The following is a 25,997-nucleotide window of genomic DNA, read 5'->3' as shown; positions in this document are numbered from 1 at the left end:
CGCGACGGCGGAAACCACCCGACTACCCATCACGCACCGAGGAGTGCCCCTCCATGACCGAAACAACCACCGGCCAGGCGACCGAGTCGCCGGATACGGCGGGTGCGGCGCGGACGCGCTGGATCGCGCTCGCGTTCGTCGGCCTCGCACAGCTGATGTTGCAGTTCAACGCGAGCGTCGTGATCATCGCCCTGCCCTCGGCCCAGCAGACACTGAGCATCCCGGATTCCATGCGCGCCTGGGTACTCGGCATCTATTCACTCGCCTTCGGCGGGATGCTGATGGCCGGCGGGCGGATCGTCGACCGCTTCGGCCGTAAGCGAACCCTCGTGTTCGCCATGGCGGGCTTCGTGGTCGCCTCGGCCGTCGGAGGCGCGTCCCAGACGACGCTCATGCTGATCATCGCGCTCGCCGCACAAGGTGTTTTCGCCGCCGTGCAGAGTCCCGCCCAGCTCGCGATCGTCACCACGACCTTCACCGACCCCAAGGAACGCGGCAAGGCGTTCTCCTACTTCGGCCTGATCAACATGGCGGGCGGTACCGTCGGTTTCCTGCTCAGCGGGCTGATCACCAACACTCTCGGCTGGCGCTGGTGCCTGTTCCTCAGCGTGCCGCTCGGCCTGATCGCGCTGTTCGGCGCGATGACCGTACTCAAGGAAGGCCCTGCGGGCGAGCGCAAGCCCTTCGACGTGCCCGGCGCGGTACTGGTCACCGCGAGCATGCTCGCCTTGGTCTACGGACTCTCCGAAGCGGGCAAGAACGGCTGGGGTGACGGCACCACCGTGGGTCTGCTCGTCGGCGGGCTGGTGCTCCTCGTCGCGTTCATCGTGGTCCAGACCAAGGTCGCCCATCCGCTCATGCCTCTGCGGCTGCTGCTCGACCGGAACCGCGGCGGGGCGAACCTGGTGATGCTGCTGATCTCCATGCAGATCCTGAGCATGAACTTCTTCCTCACCTACTTCGCGCAGAACATCAAGCACTTCACGCCCGCCGAGACGGGGCTGACCTTCCTCCCGCTCACCGGTGGTCTGATGCTCACGAACTGGGTGGCGGGCAAGATCGCGACCAAAGTCCGGCCCCGGATGTTCGTCCTCGTCGGCATGCTCGTCTACGCGCTCGCGTTCGGTCTGCTGACCCAGGTCCGCGCGGAAGACAGCTACTGGTCCTCGTTCCTTCCGGCGATGCTCGTGATGGGTCTCGGGGTCGGCTGCATGGTCGCGTCCGTCTACAGCACCGCGACCGCGGGCGTGGACCCCGGTGACGCCGGTTCCGCCAGTGGCATCGTCGGGACGGGGCGCCAGATGGGTTCGGCGATCGGACTGGCCCTCGCCAACACGATCGCGACGCTGGTGACCAGCAACTACCTCGACGCCCACCCTGGCGGTGGCGACGAGGCGAAGGTGACGGCGACCGTGCACGGCTACAACGTGGCCGCAGGCTGGGCGGCGGGGCTCTTGGTCTTCGGTGCCATCGTGGGCTTCCTCCTGATCAACGCTCCGAAGCCGGACAAGGTCGGGCACCACTGAGCCGGCGGGCTCGGCACCACGATGGTCCCCCAGCCCGGGGTCCGCGCCCGCTACCCAGTGTCCCGCCCGCGACTCCGGTCGCGGGCGGGACACCTTCGTCACTGGGTACGGGCGGACCGGCGAGGCGCTTCACCGACGGCCCGCCCGCGGTCATCCGCAGCCGCCCTTCTCACCGGTCAGCGCGGCCGTCGCGGACTCGGTGACCGCGGCGCTCACCCGTACGTCGGCGGCGGTCATGCCCATGTAGTGCACGATCGTCTCGTGGTTCGTCGAGCGGACCGCGTTCTCCGCACCGGTCCGGTAGTACAGGTCGAGTTCCGTCGGCGACGGCGAGAGATCCGGCCTGGTGCCGGCGTTCAGCGCCGCGACCACCGCCGGGACGTCGTAGTCGAGCCGCACACCGGCGCGCAGGTAGTACCGCTCGCCGCGGACCCGCACCACCGTCAACGCGGGATCCGGGCCGTCGCTGTCCTCGACGCAGACCGGTTGGGTGAGCAGGTCGTACTCCAGCACGGAATCCAGCAGCGCGGCCAGTTCCGACGGCACCCGCGGCCGGATGCGTTCGGCCCACCAGTGCCGGAACATCTCCTTGGCCGCCGGATCGATGTAAAGGTAGGCGATCGCCGAACCCAGGCCGGCCATATGGGTGACCACCTCGTCGACCGCGGTCCGCAGGGGCTCCGCCGCCGGGTCGGTGGTCTCCCTCGTCCATTCGTCGAGGTCGCGGAGCACTTCGGTCTGGGTGATGCCGGCGAGTTCACGCAACGCCACCCAGATGTGCCGCAGCACGGCCATTTCCGCCACCGCTCGCGCCCAGAACAGGAACCGCTGCATCTGCTGGTTCTCGGCGAAAGTGACGCTGTTGGTGGCAAGGACGTACTCGAAGTCGTCGTTGTCCCCACGCACCGAAACGATGCCGTACACGTCCTTCTTGTCGCTGTAGTCGGTGTTGGGCAACATGAGCATCGGATAGCAGGCGATCCGCGACACGCGCCGGGCGAGCTGGTCGTAACCGTCCATGAAGGACTCCACCGTCTCTCCGGGCGCGCCCCAGATCAGCTCGGCGTAACAGTCGAGCCCTTCCTTCGCCAGCCGCTCGGAGAGATCCTCCCAGTCGTTGACCTTCATGTTGCGCCGGTTCATGAGGTCCAGCGTCCCCTTGTCGAGCGTCTGCAGCGCCAAGGTGAACGAACTGCGCAGGCCCGCCTTCTTGAGCTTGCCCACGATCTCGTAGAACGTCTTCGACTTGTTCTTCGCCCAAGACGTCTCCAGCGCGCGCGGGAACCCGTAGATCTGCCGGACCTCGATAAGGTCGTCCACGAACTCCACATCGATCGGCAAGAGCCCGAAGTTCGCGTCGCACAACACGATCGTGTGCACCTGGAGCTTGGCGAACATCTCCAGCTCCGCGCGCAGGCGCTTCCGGGAAAACGCGCGGACCTTCTGCCCGACGGCGCCACCCCAGTAGCAGAAAGCGCATTTGTAGGGACAGCCACGATTCGTTTCCATCAACGCCACGTCGTACCGGAACCGGCCGTCGGCGCCGGTCATCTCGATCGCCTCGTTCAGGAACGGTGACGGGATCTCGTCCAGGTTTTCGATCCGCTTCCGGTCCTCGGTCGTCACCGTCACACCGTCGGCGTCGCGATAGGAAATTCCGGTGATGCCGGACAGTTCTTCACGCGGCACGCCGTCCAGGAACGCGGCGAGCAAATCACGGAAGACGAATTCGCCCTCTCCGTTGACCACCACATCGACCTCGGGGAACATCCGGAACACCCGCTCGGCCTGGTTCGCGACATGGGTGCCGCCGAACACCACCCACCCGTGCGGGTTGAGCTGCTTGAAGGTCTCCGCCAGCACCCCGAACGACCGGAAATTCCAGCCCAATACGGAAAACGCGAGCACATCCGGCACCCTGCCGCCGAAGAGCTCGTTGGCCATCGTGGACAGGGTGACCTTGCCGCGGAAGTTCTGGATCTTGATCTCGGTCTCCTGCGCGATTCGCTCGTCGGCGAGCGCCGTGGCCTTGAGGTATCCCGACGCCAGCGGCATCGACTCCAACGGCATATCCCAGACGCCTTGTTGTACGAGGAAGACGGAGACTTTTTCCTTGCGAGTCATCTTGGCTCTCCTCGAGAGATTCGCCGGCCGACTTCTCCACCAGGACACGCGGCATCAGCCGATCTACGAACCAGATTAGAATCGCCCGTTGGATACCATTTCGAGCTTTCGCCGAAGGAGCGCGAGTCCCGCCTCGGTATCGGTGGTCGCGAGTGGCGATTCGGGCCGGCGCACGAATCGGCCCCTCACGACCACCGCCAGGGTCAGGAGACGGCGGTGCGCATCCGCGATTCCTGCCGGGACCGTGGCGAACTCCAGCGTTTCATCACCGGCCGCTCCACGAAACTGAACAACAGCCAGGACACCACCAAAGTGGCCACGAGTTCGAACACGAGCGCGGCGATCGCCATCGGCGTGGTCCAGCCGCCTCCGCCGAGCCAGCGGTAGAGCAGACTGACGATCACCGGGTGCAGCAGGTACAGCGCGAAGGAAACGTCGCCGAGCCACACCATGAACGGATTCCGCAACGGGGTCCAACGCCCGGCGATGTCCGCGGTGGCGACGGCCGGGATCAGCAGCGCCAACGGGATGATGGTGCAAGCGACCAGCCGGAACGACCACGGCAGCAGTCCGGGCATCGCATAGCCGGCCACCAGGAGCAACGCCGCGGGGAGCACACCGATCCGCACCCAGCGTCCGGTCAGCACGATGCGCGCCATCACCATTCCCAGCGCGAAATCCAGCAGCCGGGTGGCCGGCAGCATGTAGATGAACCAGTACCGCCATTCGGAGATCGGGCCAAGGAACACGTGCGGCTCACCGGGGAACAGCAGGGCGACGAACGGGACCAGCCACACCACGGCCATGATGCCGATGGCGACGGGCCACAGCCGCGAAAGCGGAATCCGGCGCACCACCTTCAGCAAGAACGGGAAAGCGAGATAGAAAAGGGCTTCCACCGACAAGGACCACGCGACGGGGTTGACGCTGGCCTCGGTTTTCAGATTCGGCGACCACGCCTGGAGCAGGAAGAAGTTGAGGACCGCGTTGCCCGGCTTCGTGGTCAGTCCGAGCACGGGCAGGATCAGCAGAGCGAGCACGAACGTGACGAGATGATTCGGATAGATCTTGAAGAATCGTCTTCGCCAGAACCGGCGTGGCTGGTCATGCGGGCGCGAGGACCAAGTCAGGACGAAACCACTGAGGACGAAGAAGAACCCGACGCCCGTCCAGCCGCCTTGGTCGACCACTCCGGTGAAGACCGAACCCGCCGCCTTGTCGGCGAACAAGGACTCGTCATCGGCGTGGAAGAAGAAGACCATGGCGGCCGCCACGAACCGCAAGCCGGTCAAGGACGGCAGCCGGTCCTCCTGGACACCGGACTCGGGCGACATCTGGATCGCGGTCATGACACCTCCTCCCTGGCCTGCTCCGAAGTGATCCGTGCCGCGCGCGACGGGCAGAGCACGGTCGCCTCCTTCGCCGCGGCTTGTTCGTTCGCGCCTGGGTTCGGCTCGAGGACGACGACGAGCCCTTCCTCGTCTTGGTCGAAAACCCGCGGCGCGACCAGTGCGCACAGCCCGGCCCCGACGCAGAGCCGCCGATCAGCGGTGATGTGCATGAGTTTCTCCTCCTACCAGGTGACGGGCAGCTCGTCGACGCCCTGCACCTGCCAGGGGTGGCGCAGCCGCAGGTCTTCGGCGGGCACGGCGAGCCGGAGATCCGGCAGCCGAGTGAACAAAGTGGACAGTGCGACCTCCAGTTCCAGCCTCGCCAGGTTCTGTCCGACGCATTGATGGACGCCGAAACCGAACGCGAGGTGGTGCCTGGCGGGTCGCCGTACGTCGAGGACGTCGGGATCAGGAAAGGCGGCTCCGTCGCGGTTCACCACCGAATGGGGAACGACGATCCCCTCCCCTGCCTTGATCAGCACCCCGTCGATGTCCACATCGGACTTCGCGACGCGGACGATGGTGTCCCCGATCGAGAGGTAGCGCAGGAGCTCGTCGACCGCGGTGGGATAGCCCGACGGATCGGCTCGGAGCGCGGCCAGCTGTCCGGGGTGGTTCAGCAGGGTGAGCGCGCCCAGCACGATCATCGACGCGAGGGCTTCGTGTCCGCCGAGCAGCACCAGCAACGCCGTCCGCACGGCCTCGTCATGGGTGAGCACACCGGCGGAGACCTGCCCCGCGACCTTGCCGAGCAGTCCCGGACCGGTCCAGGTGTTCTCGCGGGCTTCCAGCTTCCGGAGGTAACCGTCGAGATACTTGCTCAGGTCGATGCCTGCCTGTTTCGACTGTTCGGTGTCGGTGGCCAGCGCGAGCCGCGCACCGGCCTCCTCGAAGAATTCCCGGTCCGCGTAGGGCACGCCGAGTACGAGACAGATCACCTGGGTCGGCGCGATTTGGGCATAATTCGCCAGCAGGTCGACCGGTGGTTTCCGGGCGGCGAGCCGGTCCGCGAACTCGCGGTAGATCCGCTCGATGTCCGGCCGCAGCGCGCGGATCCGGCGCACGGTGAAGCCGGACAGCACGGTGCGCCGGAGGGTGGTGTGCCGCGGCGGGTCCAGTCCGATGAAAGCCGGGCTCTGCGACCGCATCCGGCCCATTCTCGGTGTGGTCACAGGGAAGTCGGGCCGCGTTCGATCCGAAGACAGGCGCGGGTCGGCCAGCAGCCGTCGCGCCTCGGCGTGCCTCGCGACCAGCCAGCCGATCGAGCCGTCATAGAGCGTGACCCGGTGCAGCGGTCCCTGCTCGCGCATACGGACGTAACCGGGTGGCGGATCGTAAGGACAGGTGCGTGCTTCCGGGAACTTCGGCGCCGCGGCGGTGGACGTGGTGACGGTCTCGGTCATGACTCCCCCGGTCAGGTCGGGAACGAGGATCGCCGCCAGACGCTAGGCAGCGCCGATCCAGCGGAGTTCGAGGCCACAAGCCGTCCCCCGCGCCCGCTCGAACGCGGCTATACCCGGCGGGACTCCACTGAAGGGCGTCGGAGACAACCCCACTGAGCGGAAGGAACTCGCCCTGTGCGGAACGGAGAACGCGGCCACGACGTGGTCATCATCGGGACTGGCCTGTCCGGAACCATCCTCGGGTCGATTCTGGCGAGGCACGGTTTCCGTGTCCTCCTGCTGGACGGAACCCAGCACCCACGGTTCGCGGTCGGCGAGTCCACCATCGGGCAGACGCTGTTCCTGCTGCGGCTCATCGCCGAACGCTATGGCGTGCCCGAAATCGGCTACCTGGGCAGTTTCGCCGACATCATGGCGAAGGTCGGCGGATCACACGGCCAGAAGAGCAACTTCGGGTTCGTTCTGCACCGCGACGGTCAGGAACCGGACCCTCGGGAGACCAACCAACTGCGGCTGCTCGACATCGCGGGCAACGCGGCTCACCTGTTCCGGCAGGACTCGGACGCCTACATGTTCCACACCGCGATCCGCTACGGCTGCGAGGCGAAGCAGAACTACCGGGTGGAACGCATCGACCTCGCCGACGACGGGGTCTCGGTGGTCGGCGCCGACGGGAGCACGCACCACGCCCGCTATCTGGTGGACGCCAGCGGTTTCCGCTCGCCGCTGGCGGGGCAGCTGGGGCTGCGCGAGCAGCCGAGCAGGCTGAACCACCACGCGCGCTCGATCTTCACGCATATGATCGGCGTCGACCCGGCTGACGACCACCTGGGCTTCGGGGGCGGTGACCGCCCGCCTGCCCCGTGGAGCGAAGGCACCCTGCACCACATGTTCGAACGTGGCTGGATGTGGATCATCCCGTTCGACAATCACGCGGGCGCCACGAACCCGTTGTGCAGTGTGGGGATCCAGCTCGATCCGCGTCGATACCCGCTGCGCGCCGATCTCTCGGCCGAAGAGGAGTTCTTCGCCCACGCACGCCGCTTCCCCGCGGTGGAGCGGCAGCTGGCCAACGCACGGAGCGTCCGTGAGTGGGTCCGCACCGACCGGATGCAGTACTCGTCGACCCGAACGGTCGGCCCCCGGTGGTGCCTGATGTCACACGCGGCCGGGTTCATCGACCCACTGTTCTCCCGTGGCCTGTCCAACACCTGCGAGATCATCAACACGCTGTCCTGGCGGCTGATGGACGCCTTGCGCGACGACGACTTCTCCCTCGAGAGGTTCGCGCACGTCGAACGGCTGGAACAGGGGCTGCTCGACTACAACGACAAGCTGGTCAACAGCTCCTTCATCGCGTTCGCCACCTACGACCTGTGGAACGCGGTGTTCCGGATCTGGTCGGCGGGTAGCATGATCGGCGGCAAGCGCTACCTCACCGCGCTCGCCAGGACCAAGGAAACCGGTGACGACACCTATTGCCGCCGGCTCGACGACGTCGAGCATCCCGGACTGTGGTGGCCCGTCGACTCCTATGCCGAATTGTTCGAAGAGGTCAACGCGCGCTGCGAAGACGTCCATGCCGGCCGGATTTCCGCCGACGAAGCGGCGAAGGGCCTGCTGGCGAAGATCCGGGCGGCCGATTGGATGCTGCCCGCTCTCGACCTCGACCGGCCGGAAGTGCGGTTCATCGAACCGACGGTGGACCGGATGCGCAGGCTGGCGGACTGGGCACGGAACCATCCGCGCCAAGAGATCCGAGACTACCTCGCCCCCGCCGCCGCTCCGGTCGGTGGCTGACCCGTGCACCCCCGGTCTTGAGGAGATTCCCGTGTCCCTGTCCGAAAAGCAGACCGAGGCGCGTCCTTTTCCGATGCCGCGCACCTGTCCCTTCTCTCCCCCGGAGCAGTACACCCGGCTGCGCGAGGAGGAACCCGTCAGCAGGGTCCTGCTCGGCAGTGGTCGTACGGCGTGGCTGCTCACCCGCTACGAAGACGTCAGAAAGCTGCTTGTGAGCGAAGCGATGACGTCGGACCGCCGTCACCCGAACTTCCCGCTCTTCTTCGAACTCCCACCGGAACAACTGGCCAAGCTGCGACCGGTACTCGTCTCGCTGGACCCGCCGGCCCACGCCGCGCAACGCAGGCTTGTCGTTCCGGAGTTCACCCTGCGGCGGATGCGGGCGCTGCGCCCGCGCATCACGGAGATCGTCGATGAACACGTGTCGGCCATGCTCGCCGGAGACCGGCCCGCGGACCTCGTCCAAGCCGTCGGAGTGAAGGTGCCTGCCCTGGTGATCTGCGAGTTGCTCGGAGTTCCCTACGCCGACCGTGAGTTCTTCCAGCACGCCACCACCGCGATCATCAGCAGATCCACGACACCGGAGGAAAGCGGGCGAGCGAACGCCGAACTGCAGGAGTATTTCGACCGGCTGGTCACCGCGAAGGAGGCCGATCCGGGCGACGACCTCATCGGTCGCATGATCGTGAAGAACCGCGAAAGCGACGAACCCCAGGACCACGAACAACTGGTGGGAATGGCGAGGATGCTGCTCGTCGCCGGGCACGAAGCCACGTCCAACATGATCTCGCTCGGCACGGTTGCCCTGCTGGAGCATCCCGAACAGCTCGCCGCGATCCGGGAGGATCCGGCGCTGGCGGAGCCCGCGGTCGACGAACTGCTGCGCTATTTCAGCATCGCCGACCAGCTCACGTCGCGCGTCGTGACCGCCGATATCGAGATCGGCGGCACCCTGCTCCGCGCCGGTGACGGCGTGATCGGGGTCAACGCGGCGGCGAACCGGGATCCCAGAATGTTCCCCGCCCCCGACGAGCTGGACATCCACCGCAACGCGCGCGGACACCTCGCCTTCGGCTACGGCATCCACCAATGCGTCGGTCAGAATCTCGCCCGCGTCGAACTCGAGATCGTCTTCCGTACGCTGTTCACCCGGGTGCCCGGCCTGCGGCTCGCGGTCCCCGCCGCGGAACTGCCGTACAAGGACGCCACCGTCTTCGGCCTGCACGAACTACCGGTGACCTGGTAGCACCTGCGCGGTTCAGGCGGCAATCGGGTCAAACGGCAGTGTCCTGAAGGCCCCCTTTGAGACGCTCAACGTCTCAAAGGGGGCCTTCCAGACGCCTTCCACCGACCGGCCCCAGACCACTACTTGCACGACCACACTTCGAAACCGCGCAAACAGCTCAAGTCAGACACCTGCATCCGGGAATGTGTCTCGTGTGGACACCCGGCCTCCGTCAGCCAGTCCGGACCCGCGCCGGGGCACGCCACGTTTGGCTTACCCCTCCATAACTCTATCTGCCATCAACGTGTCCCTTGTGGACACTGAAGCCAGATCGGCGCCCGATGGGACGCCTCATACGTCGATGGTGACGTCCCATCGGGTGAGCCATTCGTTGAGCCACAACACGAGCTCCAGACTGCCGCGGTCATAGGAACGGCTGACGTCTCCGACCTCGCCTCCGGCGAACCGGCGGGTCCGGTCGAGGTCGAGCAGGGGGCGCACCGGCGCGTCATGTCCGGAGACCAGTTCGGCCAGCCTGCCCCGCAACATCCGTTCGTAGGCGGGGTCCTGGGTCGCCGGGTACGGCGTCTTCACCCGATCGACCACCGACCGCGGGAGGATATCCTCGACCGCCGCCCGCAACAGGCTTTTTTCCCTGCCGTCGAACGATTTCATCGCCCACGGCACGTTGAACACGTACTCGACCAGCCGGTGGTCGCAGAACGGCACCCGAACCTCCAACCCGACGGCCATGCTCATGCGGTCCTTGCGGTCGAGGAGGGTTTGGACGAACCGGCTGAGGTTCAGGTAGGTGACCTCCCGCATCCGGCGATCGGTGACGTCTTCACCGGGCAGCCGAGGCACTTCCGCGAGCGCTTCCCGGTAACGCGCTTGCCGGTGACCGGCGATGTCCAGTTTCTCCTTGAGTCCTGTGTCGAGCAACGCCGAGCCACCGAAGTACCGCGCGGAACCGGAGGTGAGCCAAGGGAACGTCTCGGCGTTCACGGCACGGGGATTGCGAAACCAGCGGTAGCCACCGAAGAGCTCGTCCGCCGCCTCCCCGGACAAGGCCACTGTGGACTGTTGCCGGACGGCGCGGAAGAGCAGGTAGAGCGACGGCCACATGTCGCCCCAGAAGGACGGTGGCAGGTCGGTGGCGGCGAGTACCGACGAGCGGACGCCGGGATCCGCGAGGTCTGCGGCATCGAGGAGGATCTCGGTGTGTTCGGCGCCCACGTGCCGCGCGACGTCCCTGGCGAACGGCGCGTCCGCCTCCGCACGTACCGCGTCGGGCTGGAACCGGTCGGTCGAGCCTGCGAAGTCGACCGAGAACGATCGGACCGGCCCGTGTCCCGCCGCGAGCGCCGTCACCGCCGAGGAGTCGAGTCCGCCGGACAGCAGGGTGCACAGCGGGACGTCGGCGATCAGCTGCCTGGCCACGATGTCTTCCAGTAGCCCTCGCACGGTGGCGATGGTGGTGGGCAGGTCGTCGTTGTGCTCGACCGCCTCCAGCGTCCAGTACCGCTGTTTCGTGAGGCCGCTCCGCCGTACGCGGACCAGCGTGCCTGGCCGGACTTCGGCCATTCCGGTGAACACCGCCACCTCAGGCGTCTTCACCATGTCCAGGATTTCACACAGCCCCTCCGCCCCGACCCGGCGTGGCACCATCGGGTTCGCCAATAGCGCCTTCGGTTCCGAACCGAACAGCACTCCGCGCGAGGTCGGGAAGTAGTAGAGCGGCTTGATCCCCATCCGGTCGCGTGCCAGCAGCAGTTCGGCGCGGCGGACGTCCCAGATGGCGAGGGCGAACATCCCGTTGAGCCGTTCGACGAACCGCTCACCCCATTGGACATAAGCCCGGAGCACCACCTCGGTGTCGCTGCGGGTACGAAACCTGTGCCCCCGCGCGGCCAGCTCGGTACGCAGTTCACGGAAGTTGTAGACCTCCCCGCAGAAGGTCAGTGCCACTCCCTCCGGTTCGGCGACCATCGGCTGGCGGCCGCCGGCGGGGTCGATCACCGCGAGCCTGCGATGCCCGAGCGCGACGTGCCGGTCCAGCCACAGCCCTTCGTCGTCGGGTCCCCGGCATTTCATCGTGCCGGTCATGGCCCCTGCCGTCTCCTGGTCCGGGTCGCGCTCGAAATCGACCCAGCCGGCGATTCCGCACATCCGCGGCCGCTCCTTTCCGGTCCGGCCCGCTAGGCGGGCTGACCGATCCGGTCGTTGATCTCGGCCAGCAACGCGCGTGGCGTCTTCGCTTCCGCGACCACGTCCTCCGGCAGCTTGATCGACCAGTCGCGCTCGATCCGGCTCACGGTGTTGAACAAGGCCAGCGAGTCGTAGCCCAGATCCTCGAAAGGCTCGTCGAGGATCGAACCGTCCAGATCGACCCCCTCCTCCTCACCGGCGCACTCGCGCAGCAGGACGACCAGGCGCTCGATCGTGAATTCCGCCATTCGGGCTTCTCCTTCTCTTCCGTCTCCGGCTTTGGTCGTCGACTCAGGCACGCCGTACCACCATCGCCGAGTTGAACCCGCCGAAGCCTCGCGCCACGACGAGCGCGGTGGCCAACGGCCGCTCTCTCGGTTCCGGCCCGACCAGGTCGAGCAACCCCGGTTCCCTCTGGTTTCCGCTGTGGATGGTCGGCGGGATGACGCCGTCGCGTAAGGCCAGCAACGCGGACGCGAGGTCGAGGGCCGAGCCTCCGCCGAGCAATCGGCCGGTCATCGTCTTCGGCGCGGTGACCGGCACCCCGCCGGGCCCGAACACTCCCGCCAGGGTCGTAGCCTCTACGCGATCCAGTTCCGGTACGCCGGACGCGTCGGCGAAAACCACATCGACGTCCGCCGGCCGTACCTGGGCCTCGTCGAGTGCCAGTTCGATCGCCCGGCCGAGGGCGGGCCCCCGACCGCGTCCGGGTCGTGGATCGAACGTGGCGGCGTACCCGGCGATCTCGCCGTAGATGTCACCGTGGCGCCGTCGAACTGCGTCCCCCGGCTCCACTACCAGAAGAGCGCCGCCCTCCCCGATCACCGAACCACTGGCCTCCCGGTCGAACGGCAGGAAGGCGCGCTGGGGGTCCGCCGAGGTGCTGAGCGTGCCGGACCGGATCAGGCACAACCACGACCACGGGCACAACGAGCCGTCGACACCACCCGCCACCATCAGGTCGGCGCCGTCGCGCAGATGGCGCCGGGCCTTCGCGATCGCGTCCAGCCCTCCGGCCTGCTCGGCGACGAGTGCGCCACTCGCTCCCCGGAGCCCGTGCCGGATGGAGATCTGGCCGGTGTTCACCGGATAGAACCAGGCGAAGGACTGGTACGCGCTGACGTACGCGCCGCCCTTGCTCCACAACGCTTCCAGCTCACGCTGGCCGAACTCGAAGCCACCGCCCGACGCCGCCGTCACCACCCCGGCGCCGCATTCGGCCATCCGCGCGGGATCGAACTCGGCGTCGGCAAGCGCTTCCTCCGCCGCTATCAGGGCGAGCCGGGTCATGTGATCGGTCTGCGGGATGAGCCTGCCGGGGACCAGTCCGGCCGGATCGAGATTCACCTCACCGGCGACCTTCGCGGGATAGCCCGACGGGTCGAACCTGGTCAGCACACCCAGCCCGGATTCGCCGCGCAGCAGCGCGGACCAATACTCCTCGGTCCCGACACCGTTCGGCGCGACAACGCCGAGCCCGGTCACCACCGGCGCGGTCATCCCGCTGCCCCTGGTTTGGTCAGTACGATCGCGCTCTGGAAGCCGCCGAACCCGCTGGCCACACTCAAGGCGACGTCGACCGGTTGTTCCCTCGCGACCAGTGGCACGTAGTCGAGGTCGCATTCGGGGTCCGGTTCGTGGAGGTTGGCCGTCGGCGGGATGACCGAATGCTCAATGGTCAACGCGCACGCGGCGATCTCCAGCGCGCAGATCGCCCCGAGTGAATGCCCGATCATGGACTTGATCGAACTGATCGGTGTCGTATACGCGTGCCGGCCGAGGCTGGTCTTGAACGCCGCCGTCTCGTGCCGGTCGTTCTGTTTGGTCGCCGAGCCGTGCGCATTGACGTAGTCGATCCGGGATGGGTCGAGCCGAGCCCGGTCCAGCGCGCCGGTGATCGCCGCGGCCAGCTCCCGCCCGTCGTCTCGGAGTCCGGTCATGCTGAACGCGTTGCAGCGGGCGGCGGTGCCGGCGATCTCCGCATAGCTGTGTGCTCCGCGCCGCCGCGCACGGCCTGCCTCCTCCAGTACGAAGAACGCCGCGCCTTCCCCGAGGGCGAACCCGTTGCGGGTGCGGTCGAACGGCCGCGCGGCGCTCTCCGGTTCGTCGTTGCGCGGCGTGGTGGCCTTGATGGCGTCGAAGCAGGCCACCGTGATCGGTGAGATGGCCGCGTCCGAGGCACCCGCGAGCATCACGTCCGCGGCTCCGTCCCGGATCAGGTCGGCGGCGTGCGCCACGACGTCGATCCCCGACGTACAGCCGGTCGACACCACCCCGACGGGGCCCTCCGCGCCCACCAGCCATGCCAGCTCCGTCGCCATCGAGGACGGGAGGAAATAGTCGTAGAGGTACGGCGCGCCGTGCTGTTCGTCGACCAGCCACTTCCGGCCTTCGTCGCTGACCACCGCGTACTCCCGGTCCAGACTGATGGTCATCCCGCACGCCGTGCCCGCCATCACACCGGTGCGAGCCGGGTCCACGTCGTCCGCCGCGCCGCTGTCGGCGAGCGCCTCGACGGCGGCCACCACGGCGAACTGGGTGGTCCGATCCCACGCCCGGATCTGTCGTCTGCTCAGCCCGGCCGCCAACGGGTCGAAGTCGCATTCCGCGGCCACTCGCGAACGGAACTGCGCGGCATCGAACAGCGAGATCCGGCGGGTCGCCGTCCGTCCTGCGGTCAGCAGTTCCCAGAACGCCTTCGTGCCGATACCGCCGGGCGCGACGATGCCGATTCCGGTCACCGCGACGCGCCGGGTTTCCCGTCTCCCTGCCACCCTTTGATCCCTGCCTTTCGGCGCTCCCATGGTGCGGCGCGGCCCGTCAGGATGTGCGTCGCCTGTCCAGTCGAGCGTGACCGTCCGGCTTGGAGCGGGTATTGACCCGGATTCAACCCCCGGGCGTCCATGGCGGCTTGATCAGCGGACGAACGGACCCGCTCAGGATCGGCGGCGACGTATCGAGTTTCGACGACGGGACGCACAGGATGACCACTTTGGCAACGCGAGCCGAACCGACGGGCCTGCCGGACTGGGAACTGTGCCCCGGGTGCCGCGCGGTGCTTTACCGGAAGAGTCTCGACCGCGCGTCGCGAGTCTGTCCCGACTGCGGTCATCATCTGCGCCTGACCGCCGGGCAGCGGCTGGAAACGCTGCTGGACGAAGGGTCCGCGGCGGCGATCGCGGTACCCGGGGTCGCTTCGGACCCGTTGGGGTTCACCGACACGGTCGGTTATCCCGCACGACGTGCCGCCGCTCGCGAGCGGACCGGACTGGACAGTGCCGTGGTCTGCGCGACCGGCTCCGTGCACGGCAGGCCGCTGGTGGTCGCCGTGATGGACTTCCGGTTCCTCGGCGGCAGTCTGGGCGCCGCCGAGGGCGAGGCGATCACGGCCGCGGGAGAGCTGGCGCTGCGAAGGCATGTACCGCTGGTGCTGGTCACCGCGTCCGGCGGCGCGCGCATGCAGGAGGGGACGCTGGCTCTCATGCAGATGGCGAAGACAGCACAGATGCTGCGACAGCTGGACGAAGCCGGGATCCTCACGGTGTCCCTGGTCACCGATCCGACCTTCGGCGGTGTCGCCGCTTCCTTCGCCACGCTGACCGACGTGATCATCGCGGAACCGGGAGCGCGCCTCGGTTTCGCCGGGCCACGAGTGATCGAGCAGACCATCCGGGCACCTTTGCCACCCGGCTTCCAGACCGCGGAATTCCTTGCCGGACACGGGATGATCGATCTGCTCTGCCCGCGTGGTGAACTCCGCCGAACCCTGGGCACGCTGCTCGCCGCCGCCTCTCCCGTCCCGGTGAAAGGGGCTGGACCGGCGCGGTGGGACTCGGCGGTGGTGACAGATGCGGGGCTGCTGCCCGCCATGGATGCCTGGCAGGCCGTACAGGCGGCCCGTGACCTGCGGCGGCCGACCGCGCGGGACCATCTTGAGCGCACCTTCGACGATTTCCTCGAACTGCGCGGCGACCGGCTGTCGAAGGACTGTCCTGCCATCGTGGGTGGCGTCGCGTTATTGGCCGGGGTGCCGGTGATGGTCATCGGCACGCAGAAGGGGCACACCGCGGCCGAACTGGCCGCGCACTCGTTCGGGATGGCCTCGCCTGCCGGCTACCGGAAGGCGGGACGGCTGATGAGGTTGGCCGAGAAACTGGGGCTGCCTGTCGTCACCCTCATCGATACTCCCGGCGCGCATCCCGGGCTGGAAGCGGAAACCGACGGTCAGGCATACGCGATCGCCGAGAACCTGAAGCTGCTCGGCGGCCTGTCTGTGCCGGTGGTCGCGGTCATCCTCGGCGAGGGCGGCAGCGGAGGTGCGCTGGCCCTCGCTGTCGCCGACCGGGTGCTCATGAACGCCGATGCCGTCTATTCGGTCATCAGCCCGGAAGGCTGCGCGGCGATCCTTTGGCAGGATCCGGCGGCGGCGGCGCGCGCCGCCACCGCCTTGCGCGTCGACGCCCGGCAGACACTCGAGCTCGGCATCGTGGACGGCGTGATCCCCCGTGTTCCCACCGGTGACCTCGACGCCGCGGCCCTCGCCCTGCGAAACGCACTGACCGGCGCGCTCGCCGATCTCGGCGAGTCGTCGTCCGCCGACCTGCGCATCCGGCGGCGGGCACGATTCCGCCGCTTCGGTGCGCCAGACCCCCAGGAGGCACGATCGTGACCGATATCGACATCTCCCCTGGCAACGGCGCGGCACCCGGTGGCGACTGGGACTACGGCCGTGACCTGCTCTTCCCCCAGGCCCCGGGATCATCCGCAGGAGTGCTACTCCGCGAAGCCGCCGAGGTGGTGGCCACGCTGGTCGCCACCGGCCCGCCCCCGGACCGGATGACCGTCCGCGCCGGCGACGTCGCCATCGAGGTCAGCTGGCGCGACTACGAGCACCGCCCGCCCGCCATGCCACGAACCGCGGAATGGCCGACTGTGGACGAGCCCGAGCCCGACCACACGCTGGTGAGCGCACCGACCGTCGGGATCTTCTATCGCGCGCCCTCCCCCGGCTCGGACCCTTTCGTCCGTGAGGGTGACGTGGTCCGGCAAGGCCAGCAGGTCGGGATCATCGAGGCGATGAAGCTGATGATCCCGGTGGAGACCGAGCGGACCGGCACGGTCGCGCGCGTCCTGAAAGACGACGGCGCCGAGGTCGAGTACGGCGACGCGCTCATGGAGATCGCGGAGCCATGACCGACGAGCGGAAGCTTTCCACCGTCCTGATCGCCAACCGCGGGGAGATCGCCCTCCGGGTCGCTCGGGCTTGCCGGGCCGCCGGGATCCGGGTGGTCGCGGCCTGTTCCAGCGCCGACAGCGAGTCGGCCGTGACCCGGCTCGCGGATCGCACCATCCGGATCGGCCCCGCCATGGCACGGAAAAGTTATCTCAACGCCCCGGCACTGATCCAGGCGGCGTTGCTGGCCGGAGCGGACGGGATCCATCCCGGCTACGGTTTCCTCTCGGAGGACGCCGATTTCGCGGACGCCTGCGCCACGGCAGGCCTGGTGTTCGTCGGCCCGCCCGCCGCGGTCATGCGCCGGCTCGGGGACAAGTCGACCGCCCGCGCCGCGATGGCGGCGGCCGGGCTACCACTACTGCCCGGCGCGGTCGAGCCGGTGCGAGATGCCGCCACGGCGGCCAAGCTCGCCGAAGAGATCGGCTATCCGGTGATCATCAAATCCGTCGCGGGCGGTGGGGGCCGCGGCATGCGTGTCGTGCGGCATCATGGCGAACTCGCGGAGGCGTTCGCCGAGACGACCGCTACCGCCGGCACCCTCTTCAACGACGGACGGGTCTACGTCGAGCAGTACCTCTCCCGTGCCCGTCACGTCGAGGTCCAGATCCTTTGCGACGCGTACGGGAACGGCATTCATCTCGGCGCGCGCGACTGCTCCGTGCAGCGACGACGCCAGAAGCTGATCGAAGAATCCCCCGCCCCGGCCTTGCCCGCGCCGCTGCTCCGAACTCTGACCGAGGGCGCCCTTCACGGCGCACTCGCCACCGGCTATGTCGGCGCCGGCACGTTCGAGTTCCTCGTCGACGAAGCGGGCCGGTGCAGCTTCATGGAGGTCAACTGCCGGATCCAGGTCGAGCACCCCGTGACCGAGATGGTCACCGGACTCGACCTGGTCGCCGAGCAGCTGCGCATCGCGGCTGGGGAACCTCTCGGTTACCGTCAGGAAGACGTCCGGTTCTCCGGCGTCGCCGTCGAATGCCGTGTCAACGCCGAGGATCCGGCGCGCGACTTCGCGCCTGCGGCAGGCACGCTCACCGAATTCGTCCCGCCTGGCGGCCCGTTCGTCAGGGTGGATACTCACGCTTACACCGGCTACCGCGTGCCCACCGCCTACGACTCGTTGCTGGCGAAGGTGATCGCCTGGGCCCCGGACCGGCCGACCGCACTGGCCCGGTTGCGTCACGCACTCGACGAGTTCCGCATCAGCGGGCCCGGCGTGCACACGACCGCGGGCTATCTCGCGGCGGTACTGGCCGATCCCCGCTTCGTCGAGGCCCGCCACGACACCGGGCTGCTGGACGGCCTCACCTTCGCCGCAGCGACCGAACCCGACCGAACGGAGCGACCATGACCGACGACGGCACGCTTGAATCGCCGACAATGGATTTCGACCGGGCCTATCTCGGCCAGGTGCCCGCGATGGGGATCACGACGCCGAACGCGCCTTGGGACATCGGCGGCCCGCAGCCGGCGGTGATGGCCTGGGAACGAGCCGGGCTGGTGCGCGGGCACGTGCTCGACGCCGGATGCGGAACCGGCGGCAACGCGCTCTATCTCGCCGGGCGCGGCTACCGGGTCACAGCGGTCGACCTGTCGGCGGTGGCCATCGCCCGCGGAAGGAAGCAGGTGCGCGAGCGAGGCCTTGACGTCCACTTCGCGGTCGAGAACGTGCTCAGCCTGGACGGGCGTACCGGGGAATTCGACACGATCGTCGACAGTGCGCTCTTCCACGTCCTGGACGAAGACCGGCAACGGGACTACCTGGCCGCGACACATCGGGCGGGGCGCCCCGGAGCGTTGTTGAACATCGTGTGCATGTCCGATCTCAGCCCGCTTCCCGGCCTCACGAAGGCAGCCCTTCTCGCTTCTCTCGCGCCCTTCTGGTCCTGTGTAGACATTCACCCGACGGTATACCTCTCCCGCGTACCCGACCGGATGTTCGACGTTTTCGGGACGACCGAACGGCCGCCTGTCGACAACGACGGTCGGCACGAACTGCCCGCCTGGTCACTGACCGCGGAGCGGATCAACCCTTGATCGGCAGGGGTGACCAGGCCAAGCACACCCCGCTGGGTAACATCAAGGCATGACTAAGCGCTTAGTTAGTCTCGGCGATTCCTTCACCGAAGGCGTGGGCGACGAGGACCCGTCGTCCCCCAACGGCGTCCGAGGCTGGGCCGACCGCGTCGCCGGCCAGCTCGCGGGTAACCACACCGGGTTCCGCTACGCGAACCTCGCGATCCGCGGCAAGCTCCTCGGCCAGGTCCTCACCGAGCAGCTCTCACCGGCGCTCGCGCTGAACCCGGACCTCGTGACCCTGTACGCCGGCGGCAACGACCTGATGCGGCCGAAGGTCGACATCGACGCCCTCTGCGAAGACTACGACGTCGCGGTGGGCAAGATCGTCGAGTCCGGCGCGCGCGTCGTCCTTTTCACCGGCGTCGACGGGGTCGAAGACGCGCTGTTCCGCAGGATCCGGGGCCGCGTCGCGATCTACAACGAGCATGTTCGCGGTATCGCCTCGCGGCACGGGGCGCTGCTGGTGGACATGTGGGCGATGCGCCGGCTGCGGGACCGGCGGCTGTGGGCACCCGACCGCCTGCACCTGAACTCGTTGGGGCACAACGAGATCGCCATCGCCGTGCTGGACGTGCTCGGCGAGCCGCACAAGCTCACGCCAGCGGAGCTCGGACCGCGGCCGGTGCTGAGCCCGCAGGCGCGACGTACGGAGAACCTCCAGTGGGGCAAGGAACACGCCGTCCCGTGGATCAGGCGCAGGCTGCGCGGTGAGTCCTCCGGCGACGCGCTGGCACCGAAGCGGCCGACGATGGATCCTTACGCCTGACGCGGCCGAAGCCCGTCGAAGAGGAGGCAGACCGTTCGGTTCCGCAACTCGGGACCGGCGTATTCCGCGGCCTTCGCCGTCCCGATGATCACCGGGATCAGCTCGTCGACGATGAGGTCCTTGCGGACGGCGCCCGCGTCCTGCGCACGGCTGAGCAGGACGCCGAGCGCGCCCTTCAGCCGGGCGCCGATCACCGCACCCGTCGCCGGAACGCTGACCCCGGCCGCCGACAGGGCCTCGAAGTAGGCGTTCTTGGCGTCGGCCATCTCGATCCAGCCGGTCAGGAAGCCGAAGAACGCGGTGCCCGGGTCGGGTGAGTCCGCGGCCACCGTGGCCTCGGCTTCGTCGGCGAAGCGGTGAAGACGTGCGAAGAGAACAGCCTCCAGCAGGGCTTCCTTCGTCGGGAAGTGCCGGAACACCGTGCCGACCCCGACGCCTGCCTCGCGGGCGACCTCCTCGGTCGGCGCACTGGTGCCTTTGGCCGTGAAGACGCGCTCCGCGGCCTCCAGCACCCGGGTCCGGTTACGGCGGGCATCGGCTCGGAGCGGTTTCTCGTCCGTCACAAGCGGGGATCCTAGACCCGGTGTCCAGACCCGGTCCGGCGGACCGAATGCATTGAGAGGACTGAATGCGCGAGTGCCCTAGTCCGGCATCTCGGCCAGCACCCGCGCCAGTGCTTTCGGGACGGCGGTGCGCCAGCCACCGCCCATGATCCGGCGCGACATCCGCTGGAACTCGTCGTCGGGGTCGAAGCCCTCGTGGCTGAGGAAGAGCCGTGTGCCCTCGCCCTCCGGCACCAGCCGCCAGGTGACCGTCCACTCCGGACCCCAGCTGATGCTGAGCAACCGTTCCGGCTCGACGGCCAGTACCTCGCAGGCGACCGGTCCGCCCGTGAACCCCGCGGCCGGAACCGGATCCGCGAGCAGCTCGAACCGGTGCCCCACCACGGGTTTGATGTCGTTCGGCATCCGCAGCCAGCGTTCCAGCAGGTTCGGTTCGGTGAGCGCACGCCACACCTTCCTCGGCGGATGCGCCAGGAACTGGTCGACGTGGACAGCCGTCGGATCCTCGCCGTTCAGAACTCCTCCTCGTCGAGCAGATCGCGCAGAGCGGCCAGCTTGCCACGCCAGTACCGCTCGTAAGGCGAAAGCCAGTCGGAAACCTCCTGCAGCGGGGCGGCTTCCAGCGAGTAGACGCGGTTGCGGCCTCGTCGCTCTTCGCGGACGAGCCCGGCCTCCCGCAACACTCGAAGGTGTTCCGACAGGCTCGGCCGCCGCATGTCGAAGCGTTCGGCGATATCCCCCGCGGCTCGCGGGCCGTCGAGAAGGATGCCGAGCACCTCCCGCCGGGCCGGGTGGGAGAGGGCGGCGAAGACATCGGTGTTGACCGGCACTAGCGTGGCCAGTTTCCGTAGCCCGACGCCTCCAGGAGGCCGATCGCGTTGCCGTCGGGATCCTTCAGCGACGTCACGCGACCCCACGGCATCTCCTCGGCGTCTTCGACGTCGAGGCCTTGGGCGCGAAGCTCGGCGATGTCGGCGTCGACGTCGGTGGTGTTCAGCTGGAAGTGCACCCGCGCGTCGTGATCGATTCCGCCGACCGGCCGGTCGACCAGGACGATCCCGGTTTCCGCCCCCGGGGGGCCGACCATGACGAACTGCCCGTGCGGACCGCTGACATCGACGATCAGCTCGAAGCCGAGTTTGCCGACGTAGAAGTCCCGCGCCTTGGCCTGGTCGGACACCGGCACGGTGAGGAATTGGATCCGGTTGACGTTCATGCCGCGACAATACGTAGGAGATTTCCTACGTGTCAACACCGCGCCTCCCGACCAGCAGCCCGACAGCGCTCGCCGCACCGGCGCTACCCAGCGCGATCCCCCACCCGATCGGGCCGAGCGGGGTGCAGCCGAAGAACTGGCTGACGCCGGGCGTCTGGATCAGGACCGCGAGCAGGGCCGCGGAACCCAGACCCGCGGCCAGCACGGTGCCGTCGCGTCCGCCGATCAGCAGCGTCTGCCCGAGCTGTGTCCCGATCAACGAGGCGAGCGCGACGGTGCTCGCACGCCGCCGCCTGCCGGTCAGCCGGGCCAGGGTCCACGCCGTGGTCGCCCCCAGCGTCGTGGTCACCGCACGGGTGGTGATGTCGCGCCGGAGCGCGTCACCGAGCGAGGCGCTGGGCCCCTCTCGGAGCAGTTCCGGCACCGCCTCGCGATCCGGCCTGCTCAGGGCGATGGCCAGCGCGGGCGCCAGATCCGTGAGCAGGTTCATCAGCAGCAGCTGACGGGCGGTGAGCGGGGACCGTCCGGTGACCGCGGACCCGAGCACGGTGAACGCGATCTCCCCCAGGTTCCCGCCGAGTAGGATGCCGAGCGCTTCCCGCACCGACGCCCACATCGCGCGGCCTTCGATCAGCGCGGCGACGATCGTCTCCAGCCGGTCATCGGTGACCACGAGATCCGCGGCCGCCCTCGCCGCGGGGGTGCCCCGTTGCCCGAGCGCGATCCCGACGTCGGCGAGCCGGATGGCGGGTGCGTCGTTCGCGCCGTCGCCGGTCATCGCGACGACCCGGCCGCCTCGTTGGTACGCCTGGATGATCCGCACCTTCTGCGCCGGGCTGCACCGGGCGATCACGTCGACGTCGGCGAGTTCGGCATCGAGTTCGGCGTCGCCGAGTTCTTCGATCCGGGCACTGGTGAGCACCTTGGTGTCACCGTTGCGGCCGGTGATCTCCTCGGAGACCGCCTCCCCGGTCGCCGGATGGTCGCCGGTGATCATCACCGTCCGCACCCCGGCCTCGCGCAGTGTTTCCGCCGCGGGGGCGGCACTGTCGCGCACCGGATCCGCCAATGCGACGAAGCCGAGCAGCTGGAGATCGACGACGTCGTCCTCGGAAATGTCCTTTGTGGACACGGTCCGCTCGGCCACGGCGAGTACGCGATGTCCGGAGGCGGCCAGCCGTTCCATCCGCTTTTCCAGCCGTTTCCGGGCACCAGGGCCGATCGGCTTACCGCCGTGACGAGCGCACCTCGGCACGACGACCTCCGGCGCGCCCTTGACACACAACAGATTGTGGTCGCCGAGCCGGCCGTTGGTGGCGTGGAACCCCCGGGACGGCTCGAACGGGACCGCGGCCGTCTTCTCCCAGCCGTCCGCGTCCACACCCGCGGCAAGACCGCCTTCGAGGACCGCCTGATCCGTGTGATGCGGCAGTTCCTCCGGGTTCTCCGCCCGGGGCGTCGCGCGTACGGCGGCCGTCAGCACCGCACGATGGCTCTTCCCGAGCCGCGACACGGCGGCGCTGCTGTGCCCGTCGTCGATCCGGGTGACGCTGAGCCTTCCTTCGGTGAGCGTGCCGGTCTTGTCGAAGCAGAGGACGTCGACCCGGCCGAGTGCCTCGATGGTGCGCGGATTGCGGACGAGCGCGCCGTGGTCGGCGAGCCTGCGGGCCGCGGCCAGCTGCGCCGCGTTCACCAGGAACGGCAGGCCTTCCGGCACCGACGCGACCGCGAGATTCACCGCGGCGCCGAGACTTTCGCGCAGCGGTACACCGCGGATCAGGCCCGCACCCGCGACGGCGGCCGCCGAACCGACCGCGACCGGCAGCGCCTGCTTGGTGAGTGACGCCAGCCGGGTTTCGACCCCGGTCTCGGGTGCGGCGCCCCGTGCCGCCGCCAAACCGCGGCCGACCTCGGTCTGGTCGCCGGTCGCGACGACCACGGCGGTCACCTTCCCCGCGGCGACCACGGTGCCTTCGTAGAGCATCGAGGCCCGGTCGGCGATGTCCGCGGCCACCACCGGGGCCGGATCCTTGGCCACCGGCAACGATTCGCCGGTCAGGGACGATTCGTCGAGTTCCGCGCCGGTGGCCTCGAGCACCCGGCAATCCGCGGGTACGACGTCACCGGAACGCAACGAGACGATGTCGCCGCGCACCAGGTCGTCGGCGACGACGCGCTGCTCCGTACCGTCCCGCACCACGGTGGTCACCGTGGCGGACCGCTCGAAGAGCCCGGCCAGCGCGCGTTCGGTGTGGACCTGCTGGGCGCTGCCGATCAAGGCGGAAACCCCGACGATCCCGGCGACCAACGCGGCGTCGACCGGGGAACCCACCGCGGCGGACACGGCCGCGCCGCCCGCCAGCACCGGGGTCAGCGGATTGGAAAGCTCGGCGAGGAACGCCTTGGCGATACCGGTGCCCGCACCGCCTGCTCCCCTGACGCGATTCGCGGGAGCGCGCCGTCGCGCCTCGTGTTCGCCGAGACCACGCGGGTCCGAGCCGAGCCGGTCGAGGACGAGGTCCGCCGGCATCAGATGCCACGGCGGCGCGACGCGGCCCGCTGGAGCCGCCTTCCGCGTGCCGGTGAGGTTCCGTGCCCGCCAGATCCCGTCGCTGAAGGCCATGAGCGCCCCCGCGTTGACCGCGCGAAGGCCGCTCGCGGCCGGTTTGCGCCGGGCGCTGAGGGCGGTGACCCCGCCGATACCGCTCGCCACGGTCGCGAACAGCGTGGAGTCGCGCACGACCGTCCTGGCCGCGGTGATCGCTTCGACGAGCAGGATGGCCGTGTCGATGTCCCGCTCGATCAGGACGTGGGCGCCCCACGGTGGCGGGGTTCCCTCGGCGTGGACGCCGATCCCGCAGTCGGCCGCGCCCAGGGCCCGCCGGTCACCGGAGACGAGCATGACCACGCGCCCCTCGGCCTGGAGTTCGCGGACGCCGTCGAGCAATCCTTCACCGCCGTCGCCGCGCACCACCCGCATACCGGCCGACTCGGCCGCCGATGACAGGGCGTCGACCTCCGGCGAGAGTTCTTCCGTGACGGCCAGCAGGCCCTGCAGCCGCCCGTCACGGGCAAGGCCCAGCACGAGGGGCGCGCCCTGGTCCAGCAACCGCTGCCGTTCCCGTGTTCCCTTGCGCCCGTCGAGGTCCAGGTCGTCGACCGGCCCGAGGACCCAGTCACCGTCGCGCCGGACCACCTGTGGCTTCTCTTCGTCGAACAAGGCGAACGCGGCGGCGGTCATCTCCACCGGTTCGCTGCCCGGCAACGGAACCAGATCGCTGAGCACGTTCGCCCCGGCACCGAGTGCCGCCGTGTCGATGACCAGCGTGTCGAGCAGATCCAGCCTCCGCAGCACCGAGCGGTCCATCACCAGAGCTCCCCGCCTGGCGAGAACTTGGCCCAGTTGAGCGGAAAAGGCGGCCGCGCCATTCGACGGCGCCTTCGGCATGGCCGAGATCCCGACCGCGGCGGCCCGGCGCGGACCGGCGAAGGGCAGGGTCGCCGCGGCCGCCACCGCCCCGGCCGCGATGGACCGGCGCGCGTGACGGTCCGCCGCCCCTTCCGGGAGCGGCCGCGGTCGTTCACCCACCACCGGATCCGCGCCGGCGTGATCGCGTTGCCGCACCAGCCGGGACTCCGCCTCGCACCAGGCACGCTTGTGCGCCTTGGCCTCCCGCCACTGGGTGCTCCGGACCATGATGTCCAGCACCGTGCCCTCGCTCCGGGCCGCCAAACCGTGTGCCAGCGCCGCCCCGATCGACGTGGCCGAATCCGCCCGCTCGTGCCCGCGAAGCTTCCGGTTCGCCAGCGCGCGCAGCCGCGGATGCAGATCGACGAGCGAGGCCAGAGCGGCCACCTCCGTCGGCAACGGCGCCCACGGCATCAGTTTCGAAGCCGCCGAGAGCACCAGACCGGCGGCGTCGGCGGCGATCATGGAGGGAAGCCGCGTCGCGCGCGCTCCGTCGGCCGGATGGTGGAGTTCGTCCTCCTCGATCCGCTCGGCCTCACAAGACGGCTCCGACTCGGCCCGTTCGACCGCGCGAACCAGGTCCAGCCGCCGGGGCGCGGGCTCCCCGACCGCCACGACCACCCGTGACGTCGGCGCGTTCACCTGCGCCCACCGCACCCCGTTGATCTCCGTCAACGCCCGCTCGACCCGCCGGGCGACGCGGGCACCGTCCGGACCCTTGACACCGTGCGTCTCGATGTAGAGCCTGCCGGGACACGCCCAGACCGCCCGCCGCGGACCTCGGCCGGGAAGCCCTTCGAACGGCACGAGTGCCAATCCGGCCAGTCCCCGCGCGACCCGGCCCATGGCCGGTATCGGTTTGGGGAAAGGGACGCCGAGCACGTCCACGGTCTCCGGGTCCGTCCGCCGCATGCGGCATCCTCCTCGCGCCAGTGGTCATGTTGATCTCCCCGGGTACCCGGTCGCCGAAGCGTCCAATCGCGTGCGGTTT

General features: G+C 68.8%; 21 protein-coding genes. 8 read left to right on the top strand and 13 right to left on the bottom strand.

Annotation, left to right across the window (positions count from 1 at the left end):
- Positions 1-53 precede the first annotated feature (53 nt).
- The gene (locus ACZ5ZX_RS11660; RefSeq protein WP_465501935.1) at positions 54-1,526 is read left to right on the top strand and encodes an MFS transporter; all 1,473 of its coding nucleotides are present in this window, start codon (positions 54-56) and stop codon (positions 1,524-1,526) included.
- A 150-nt stretch (positions 1,527-1,676) separates the two neighbouring features.
- On the opposite strand, the gene ACZ5ZX_RS11655 is transcribed toward ACZ5ZX_RS11660, so the two are convergent.
- The 4 genes from ACZ5ZX_RS11655 to ACZ5ZX_RS11640 all read right to left on the bottom strand — a co-directional run bounded on the left by ACZ5ZX_RS11655 (position 1,677) and on the right by ACZ5ZX_RS11640 (position 6,444).
- The gene (locus ACZ5ZX_RS11655) at positions 1,677-3,650 is read right to left on the bottom strand and encodes a KedN5 family methylcobalamin-dependent radical SAM C-methyltransferase (protein ID WP_465501934.1); all 1,974 of its coding nucleotides are present in this window, start codon (positions 3,648-3,650) and stop codon (positions 1,677-1,679) included.
- A 203-nt stretch (positions 3,651-3,853) separates the two neighbouring features.
- The gene (locus tag ACZ5ZX_RS11650) at positions 3,854-4,999 is read right to left on the bottom strand and encodes an acyltransferase family protein (RefSeq protein ID WP_465501933.1); all 1,146 of its coding nucleotides are present in this window, start codon (positions 4,997-4,999) and stop codon (positions 3,854-3,856) included.
- Positions 4,996-5,211 carry a ferredoxin gene (locus tag ACZ5ZX_RS11645; RefSeq protein WP_465501932.1) on the bottom strand — a complete coding sequence of 72 codons (216 nt, stop codon included), beginning with the start codon at positions 5,209-5,211 and terminating at the stop codon, positions 4,996-4,998. Before ACZ5ZX_RS11645 ends, ACZ5ZX_RS11650 begins: the two co-directional genes overlap by 4 nt.
- Before the next feature lie 12 nt (positions 5,212-5,223).
- On the bottom strand, positions 5,224-6,444 hold the full coding sequence (locus ACZ5ZX_RS11640) for a cytochrome P450 (protein WP_465501931.1): 1,221 nt from the start codon (positions 6,442-6,444) through the stop codon (positions 5,224-5,226).
- Positions 6,445-6,618: 174 nt separating this feature from the next.
- On the opposite strand from ACZ5ZX_RS11640, the gene ACZ5ZX_RS11635 reads away from it, so the two are divergent.
- Both ACZ5ZX_RS11635 and ACZ5ZX_RS11630 read left to right on the top strand, forming a co-directional pair.
- Positions 6,619-8,244: an NAD(P)/FAD-dependent oxidoreductase gene (locus ACZ5ZX_RS11635; protein WP_465501930.1), complete on the top strand. Its 1,626-nt coding sequence runs from the start codon at positions 6,619-6,621 to the stop codon at positions 8,242-8,244.
- Positions 8,245-8,281: 37 nt separating this feature from the next.
- Positions 8,282-9,490 carry a cytochrome P450 gene (locus ACZ5ZX_RS11630; protein WP_465502169.1) on the top strand — a complete coding sequence of 403 codons (1,209 nt, stop codon included), beginning with the start codon at positions 8,282-8,284 and terminating at the stop codon, positions 9,488-9,490.
- A gap of 330 nt (positions 9,491-9,820) precedes the next feature.
- On the opposite strand, the gene asnB is transcribed toward ACZ5ZX_RS11630, so the two are convergent.
- Genes asnB through ACZ5ZX_RS11610 form a run of 4 tightly spaced genes read right to left on the bottom strand, consistent with a single transcriptional unit; the run spans position 9,821 to position 14,481 of the window.
- Entirely contained in the window at positions 9,821-11,638 is a 1,818-nt protein-coding gene (asnB, locus tag ACZ5ZX_RS11625; protein WP_465501929.1) for an asparagine synthase (glutamine-hydrolyzing), read from the bottom strand.
- Between the two features lie 29 nt (positions 11,639-11,667).
- A complete protein-coding gene (locus tag ACZ5ZX_RS11620; RefSeq protein WP_465501928.1) occupies positions 11,668-11,925 on the bottom strand; it encodes an acyl carrier protein in 258 nt (85 codons plus the stop codon).
- Between the two features lie 43 nt (positions 11,926-11,968).
- Positions 11,969-13,177 carry a ketosynthase chain-length factor gene (locus tag ACZ5ZX_RS11615; protein ID WP_465501927.1) on the bottom strand — a complete coding sequence of 403 codons (1,209 nt, stop codon included), beginning with the start codon at positions 13,175-13,177 and terminating at the stop codon, positions 11,969-11,971.
- Entirely contained in the window at positions 13,174-14,481 is a 1,308-nt protein-coding gene (locus ACZ5ZX_RS11610) for a beta-ketoacyl-[acyl-carrier-protein] synthase family protein (protein ID WP_465501926.1), read from the bottom strand. Before ACZ5ZX_RS11610 ends, ACZ5ZX_RS11615 begins: the two co-directional genes overlap by 4 nt.
- 179 nt (positions 14,482-14,660) lie before the next feature.
- Between ACZ5ZX_RS11610 and accD the strand changes: the two genes are divergently transcribed.
- The 5 genes from accD to ACZ5ZX_RS11585 are packed head-to-tail and all read left to right on the top strand — an operon-like array spanning position 14,661 to position 19,758.
- Positions 14,661-16,346: an acetyl-CoA carboxylase, carboxyltransferase subunit beta gene (gene accD / locus ACZ5ZX_RS11605; protein ID WP_465501925.1), complete on the top strand. Its 1,686-nt coding sequence runs from the start codon at positions 14,661-14,663 to the stop codon at positions 16,344-16,346.
- Positions 16,343-16,870 (top strand): acetyl-CoA carboxylase biotin carboxyl carrier protein, encoded by a 528-nt coding sequence (locus ACZ5ZX_RS11600; RefSeq protein ID WP_465501924.1) that lies wholly within the window; start codon positions 16,343-16,345, stop codon positions 16,868-16,870. Before accD ends, ACZ5ZX_RS11600 begins: the two co-directional genes overlap by 4 nt.
- Positions 16,867-18,264 (top strand): acetyl-CoA carboxylase biotin carboxylase subunit, encoded by a 1,398-nt coding sequence (locus tag ACZ5ZX_RS11595; RefSeq protein ID WP_465501923.1) that lies wholly within the window; start codon positions 16,867-16,869, stop codon positions 18,262-18,264. The genes ACZ5ZX_RS11600 and ACZ5ZX_RS11595 overlap by 4 nt, the downstream gene beginning before the upstream one ends.
- Positions 18,261-18,950, top strand: a complete 690-nt coding sequence (locus ACZ5ZX_RS11590) for a class I SAM-dependent methyltransferase (RefSeq protein ID WP_465501922.1) — start codon at positions 18,261-18,263, stop codon at positions 18,948-18,950. Before ACZ5ZX_RS11595 ends, ACZ5ZX_RS11590 begins: the two co-directional genes overlap by 4 nt.
- Before the next feature lie 49 nt (positions 18,951-18,999).
- Entirely contained in the window at positions 19,000-19,758 is a 759-nt protein-coding gene (locus tag ACZ5ZX_RS11585) for an SGNH/GDSL hydrolase family protein (RefSeq protein ID WP_465501921.1), read from the top strand.
- Here ACZ5ZX_RS11585 and ACZ5ZX_RS11580 read toward each other — a convergent pair.
- The 5 genes from ACZ5ZX_RS11580 to ACZ5ZX_RS11560 form a co-directional block, all read right to left on the bottom strand.
- Entirely contained in the window at positions 19,749-20,321 is a 573-nt protein-coding gene (locus ACZ5ZX_RS11580; protein WP_465501920.1) for a TetR/AcrR family transcriptional regulator, read from the bottom strand. The genes ACZ5ZX_RS11585 and ACZ5ZX_RS11580 overlap by 10 nt on opposite strands.
- 78 nt (positions 20,322-20,399) lie before the next feature.
- Entirely contained in the window at positions 20,400-20,837 is a 438-nt protein-coding gene (locus tag ACZ5ZX_RS11575; RefSeq protein ID WP_465502168.1) for an SRPBCC family protein, read from the bottom strand.
- Positions 20,834-21,151, bottom strand: a complete 318-nt coding sequence (locus tag ACZ5ZX_RS11570; RefSeq protein WP_465501919.1) for a metalloregulator ArsR/SmtB family transcription factor — start codon at positions 21,149-21,151, stop codon at positions 20,834-20,836. Before ACZ5ZX_RS11570 ends, ACZ5ZX_RS11575 begins: the two co-directional genes overlap by 4 nt.
- Entirely contained in the window at positions 21,151-21,537 is a 387-nt protein-coding gene (locus ACZ5ZX_RS11565) for a VOC family protein (protein WP_465501918.1), read from the bottom strand. The genes ACZ5ZX_RS11570 and ACZ5ZX_RS11565 overlap by 1 nt, the downstream gene beginning before the upstream one ends.
- Before the next feature lie 25 nt (positions 21,538-21,562).
- Complete coding sequence (locus ACZ5ZX_RS11560; RefSeq protein WP_465501917.1) at positions 21,563-25,918, bottom strand: HAD-IC family P-type ATPase; 4,356 nt, start codon at positions 25,916-25,918, stop codon at positions 21,563-21,565.
- Between the last annotated feature and the right edge of the window lie 79 nt (positions 25,919-25,997).

The organism is Amycolatopsis sp. NPDC033938, from assembly GCF_055575975.1.
The sequence above is the reverse complement of the archived record's forward strand: the minus strand, read 5'-3'. Positions and strand labels throughout refer to the sequence as shown.

What these genes read in the sequence shown, in the direction of transcription:
- ACZ5ZX_RS11655 (WP_465501934.1), bottom strand. Translation starts at nt 3,650, where the DNA reads ATGACTCGCAAGGAAAAAGTCTCCGTCTTCCTCGTACAACAAGGCGTC.
- ACZ5ZX_RS11660 (WP_465501935.1), top strand. Translation starts at nt 54, where the DNA reads ATGACCGAAACAACCACCGGCCAGGCGACCGAGTCGCCGGATACGGCG.
- ACZ5ZX_RS11585 (WP_465501921.1), top strand. Translation starts at nt 19,000, where the DNA reads ATGACTAAGCGCTTAGTTAGTCTCGGCGATTCCTTCACCGAAGGCGTG.
- ACZ5ZX_RS11595 (WP_465501923.1), top strand. Translation starts at nt 16,867, where the DNA reads ATGACCGACGAGCGGAAGCTTTCCACCGTCCTGATCGCCAACCGCGGG.
- ACZ5ZX_RS11645 (WP_465501932.1), bottom strand. Translation starts at nt 5,211, where the DNA reads ATGCACATCACCGCTGATCGGCGGCTCTGCGTCGGGGCCGGGCTGTGC.
- accD (WP_465501925.1), top strand. Translation starts at nt 14,661, where the DNA reads ATGACCACTTTGGCAACGCGAGCCGAACCGACGGGCCTGCCGGACTGG.
- ACZ5ZX_RS11620 (WP_465501928.1), bottom strand. Translation starts at nt 11,925, where the DNA reads ATGGCGGAATTCACGATCGAGCGCCTGGTCGTCCTGCTGCGCGAGTGC.
- asnB (WP_465501929.1), bottom strand. Translation starts at nt 11,638, where the DNA reads ATGTGCGGAATCGCCGGCTGGGTCGATTTCGAGCGCGACCCGGACCAG.
- ACZ5ZX_RS11565 (WP_465501918.1), bottom strand. Translation starts at nt 21,537, where the DNA reads ATGAACGTCAACCGGATCCAATTCCTCACCGTGCCGGTGTCCGACCAG.
- ACZ5ZX_RS11590 (WP_465501922.1), top strand. Translation starts at nt 18,261, where the DNA reads ATGACCGACGACGGCACGCTTGAATCGCCGACAATGGATTTCGACCGG.
- ACZ5ZX_RS11615 (WP_465501927.1), bottom strand. Translation starts at nt 13,177, where the DNA reads ATGACCGCGCCGGTGGTGACCGGGCTCGGCGTTGTCGCGCCGAACGGT.
- ACZ5ZX_RS11610 (WP_465501926.1), bottom strand. Translation starts at nt 14,481, where the DNA reads ATGGGAGCGCCGAAAGGCAGGGATCAAAGGGTGGCAGGGAGACGGGAA.
- ACZ5ZX_RS11640 (WP_465501931.1), bottom strand. Translation starts at nt 6,444, where the DNA reads ATGACCGAGACCGTCACCACGTCCACCGCCGCGGCGCCGAAGTTCCCG.
- ACZ5ZX_RS11560 (WP_465501917.1), bottom strand. Translation starts at nt 25,918, where the DNA reads ATGCGGCGGACGGACCCGGAGACCGTGGACGTGCTCGGCGTCCCTTTC.
- ACZ5ZX_RS11650 (WP_465501933.1), bottom strand. Translation starts at nt 4,999, where the DNA reads ATGACCGCGATCCAGATGTCGCCCGAGTCCGGTGTCCAGGAGGACCGG.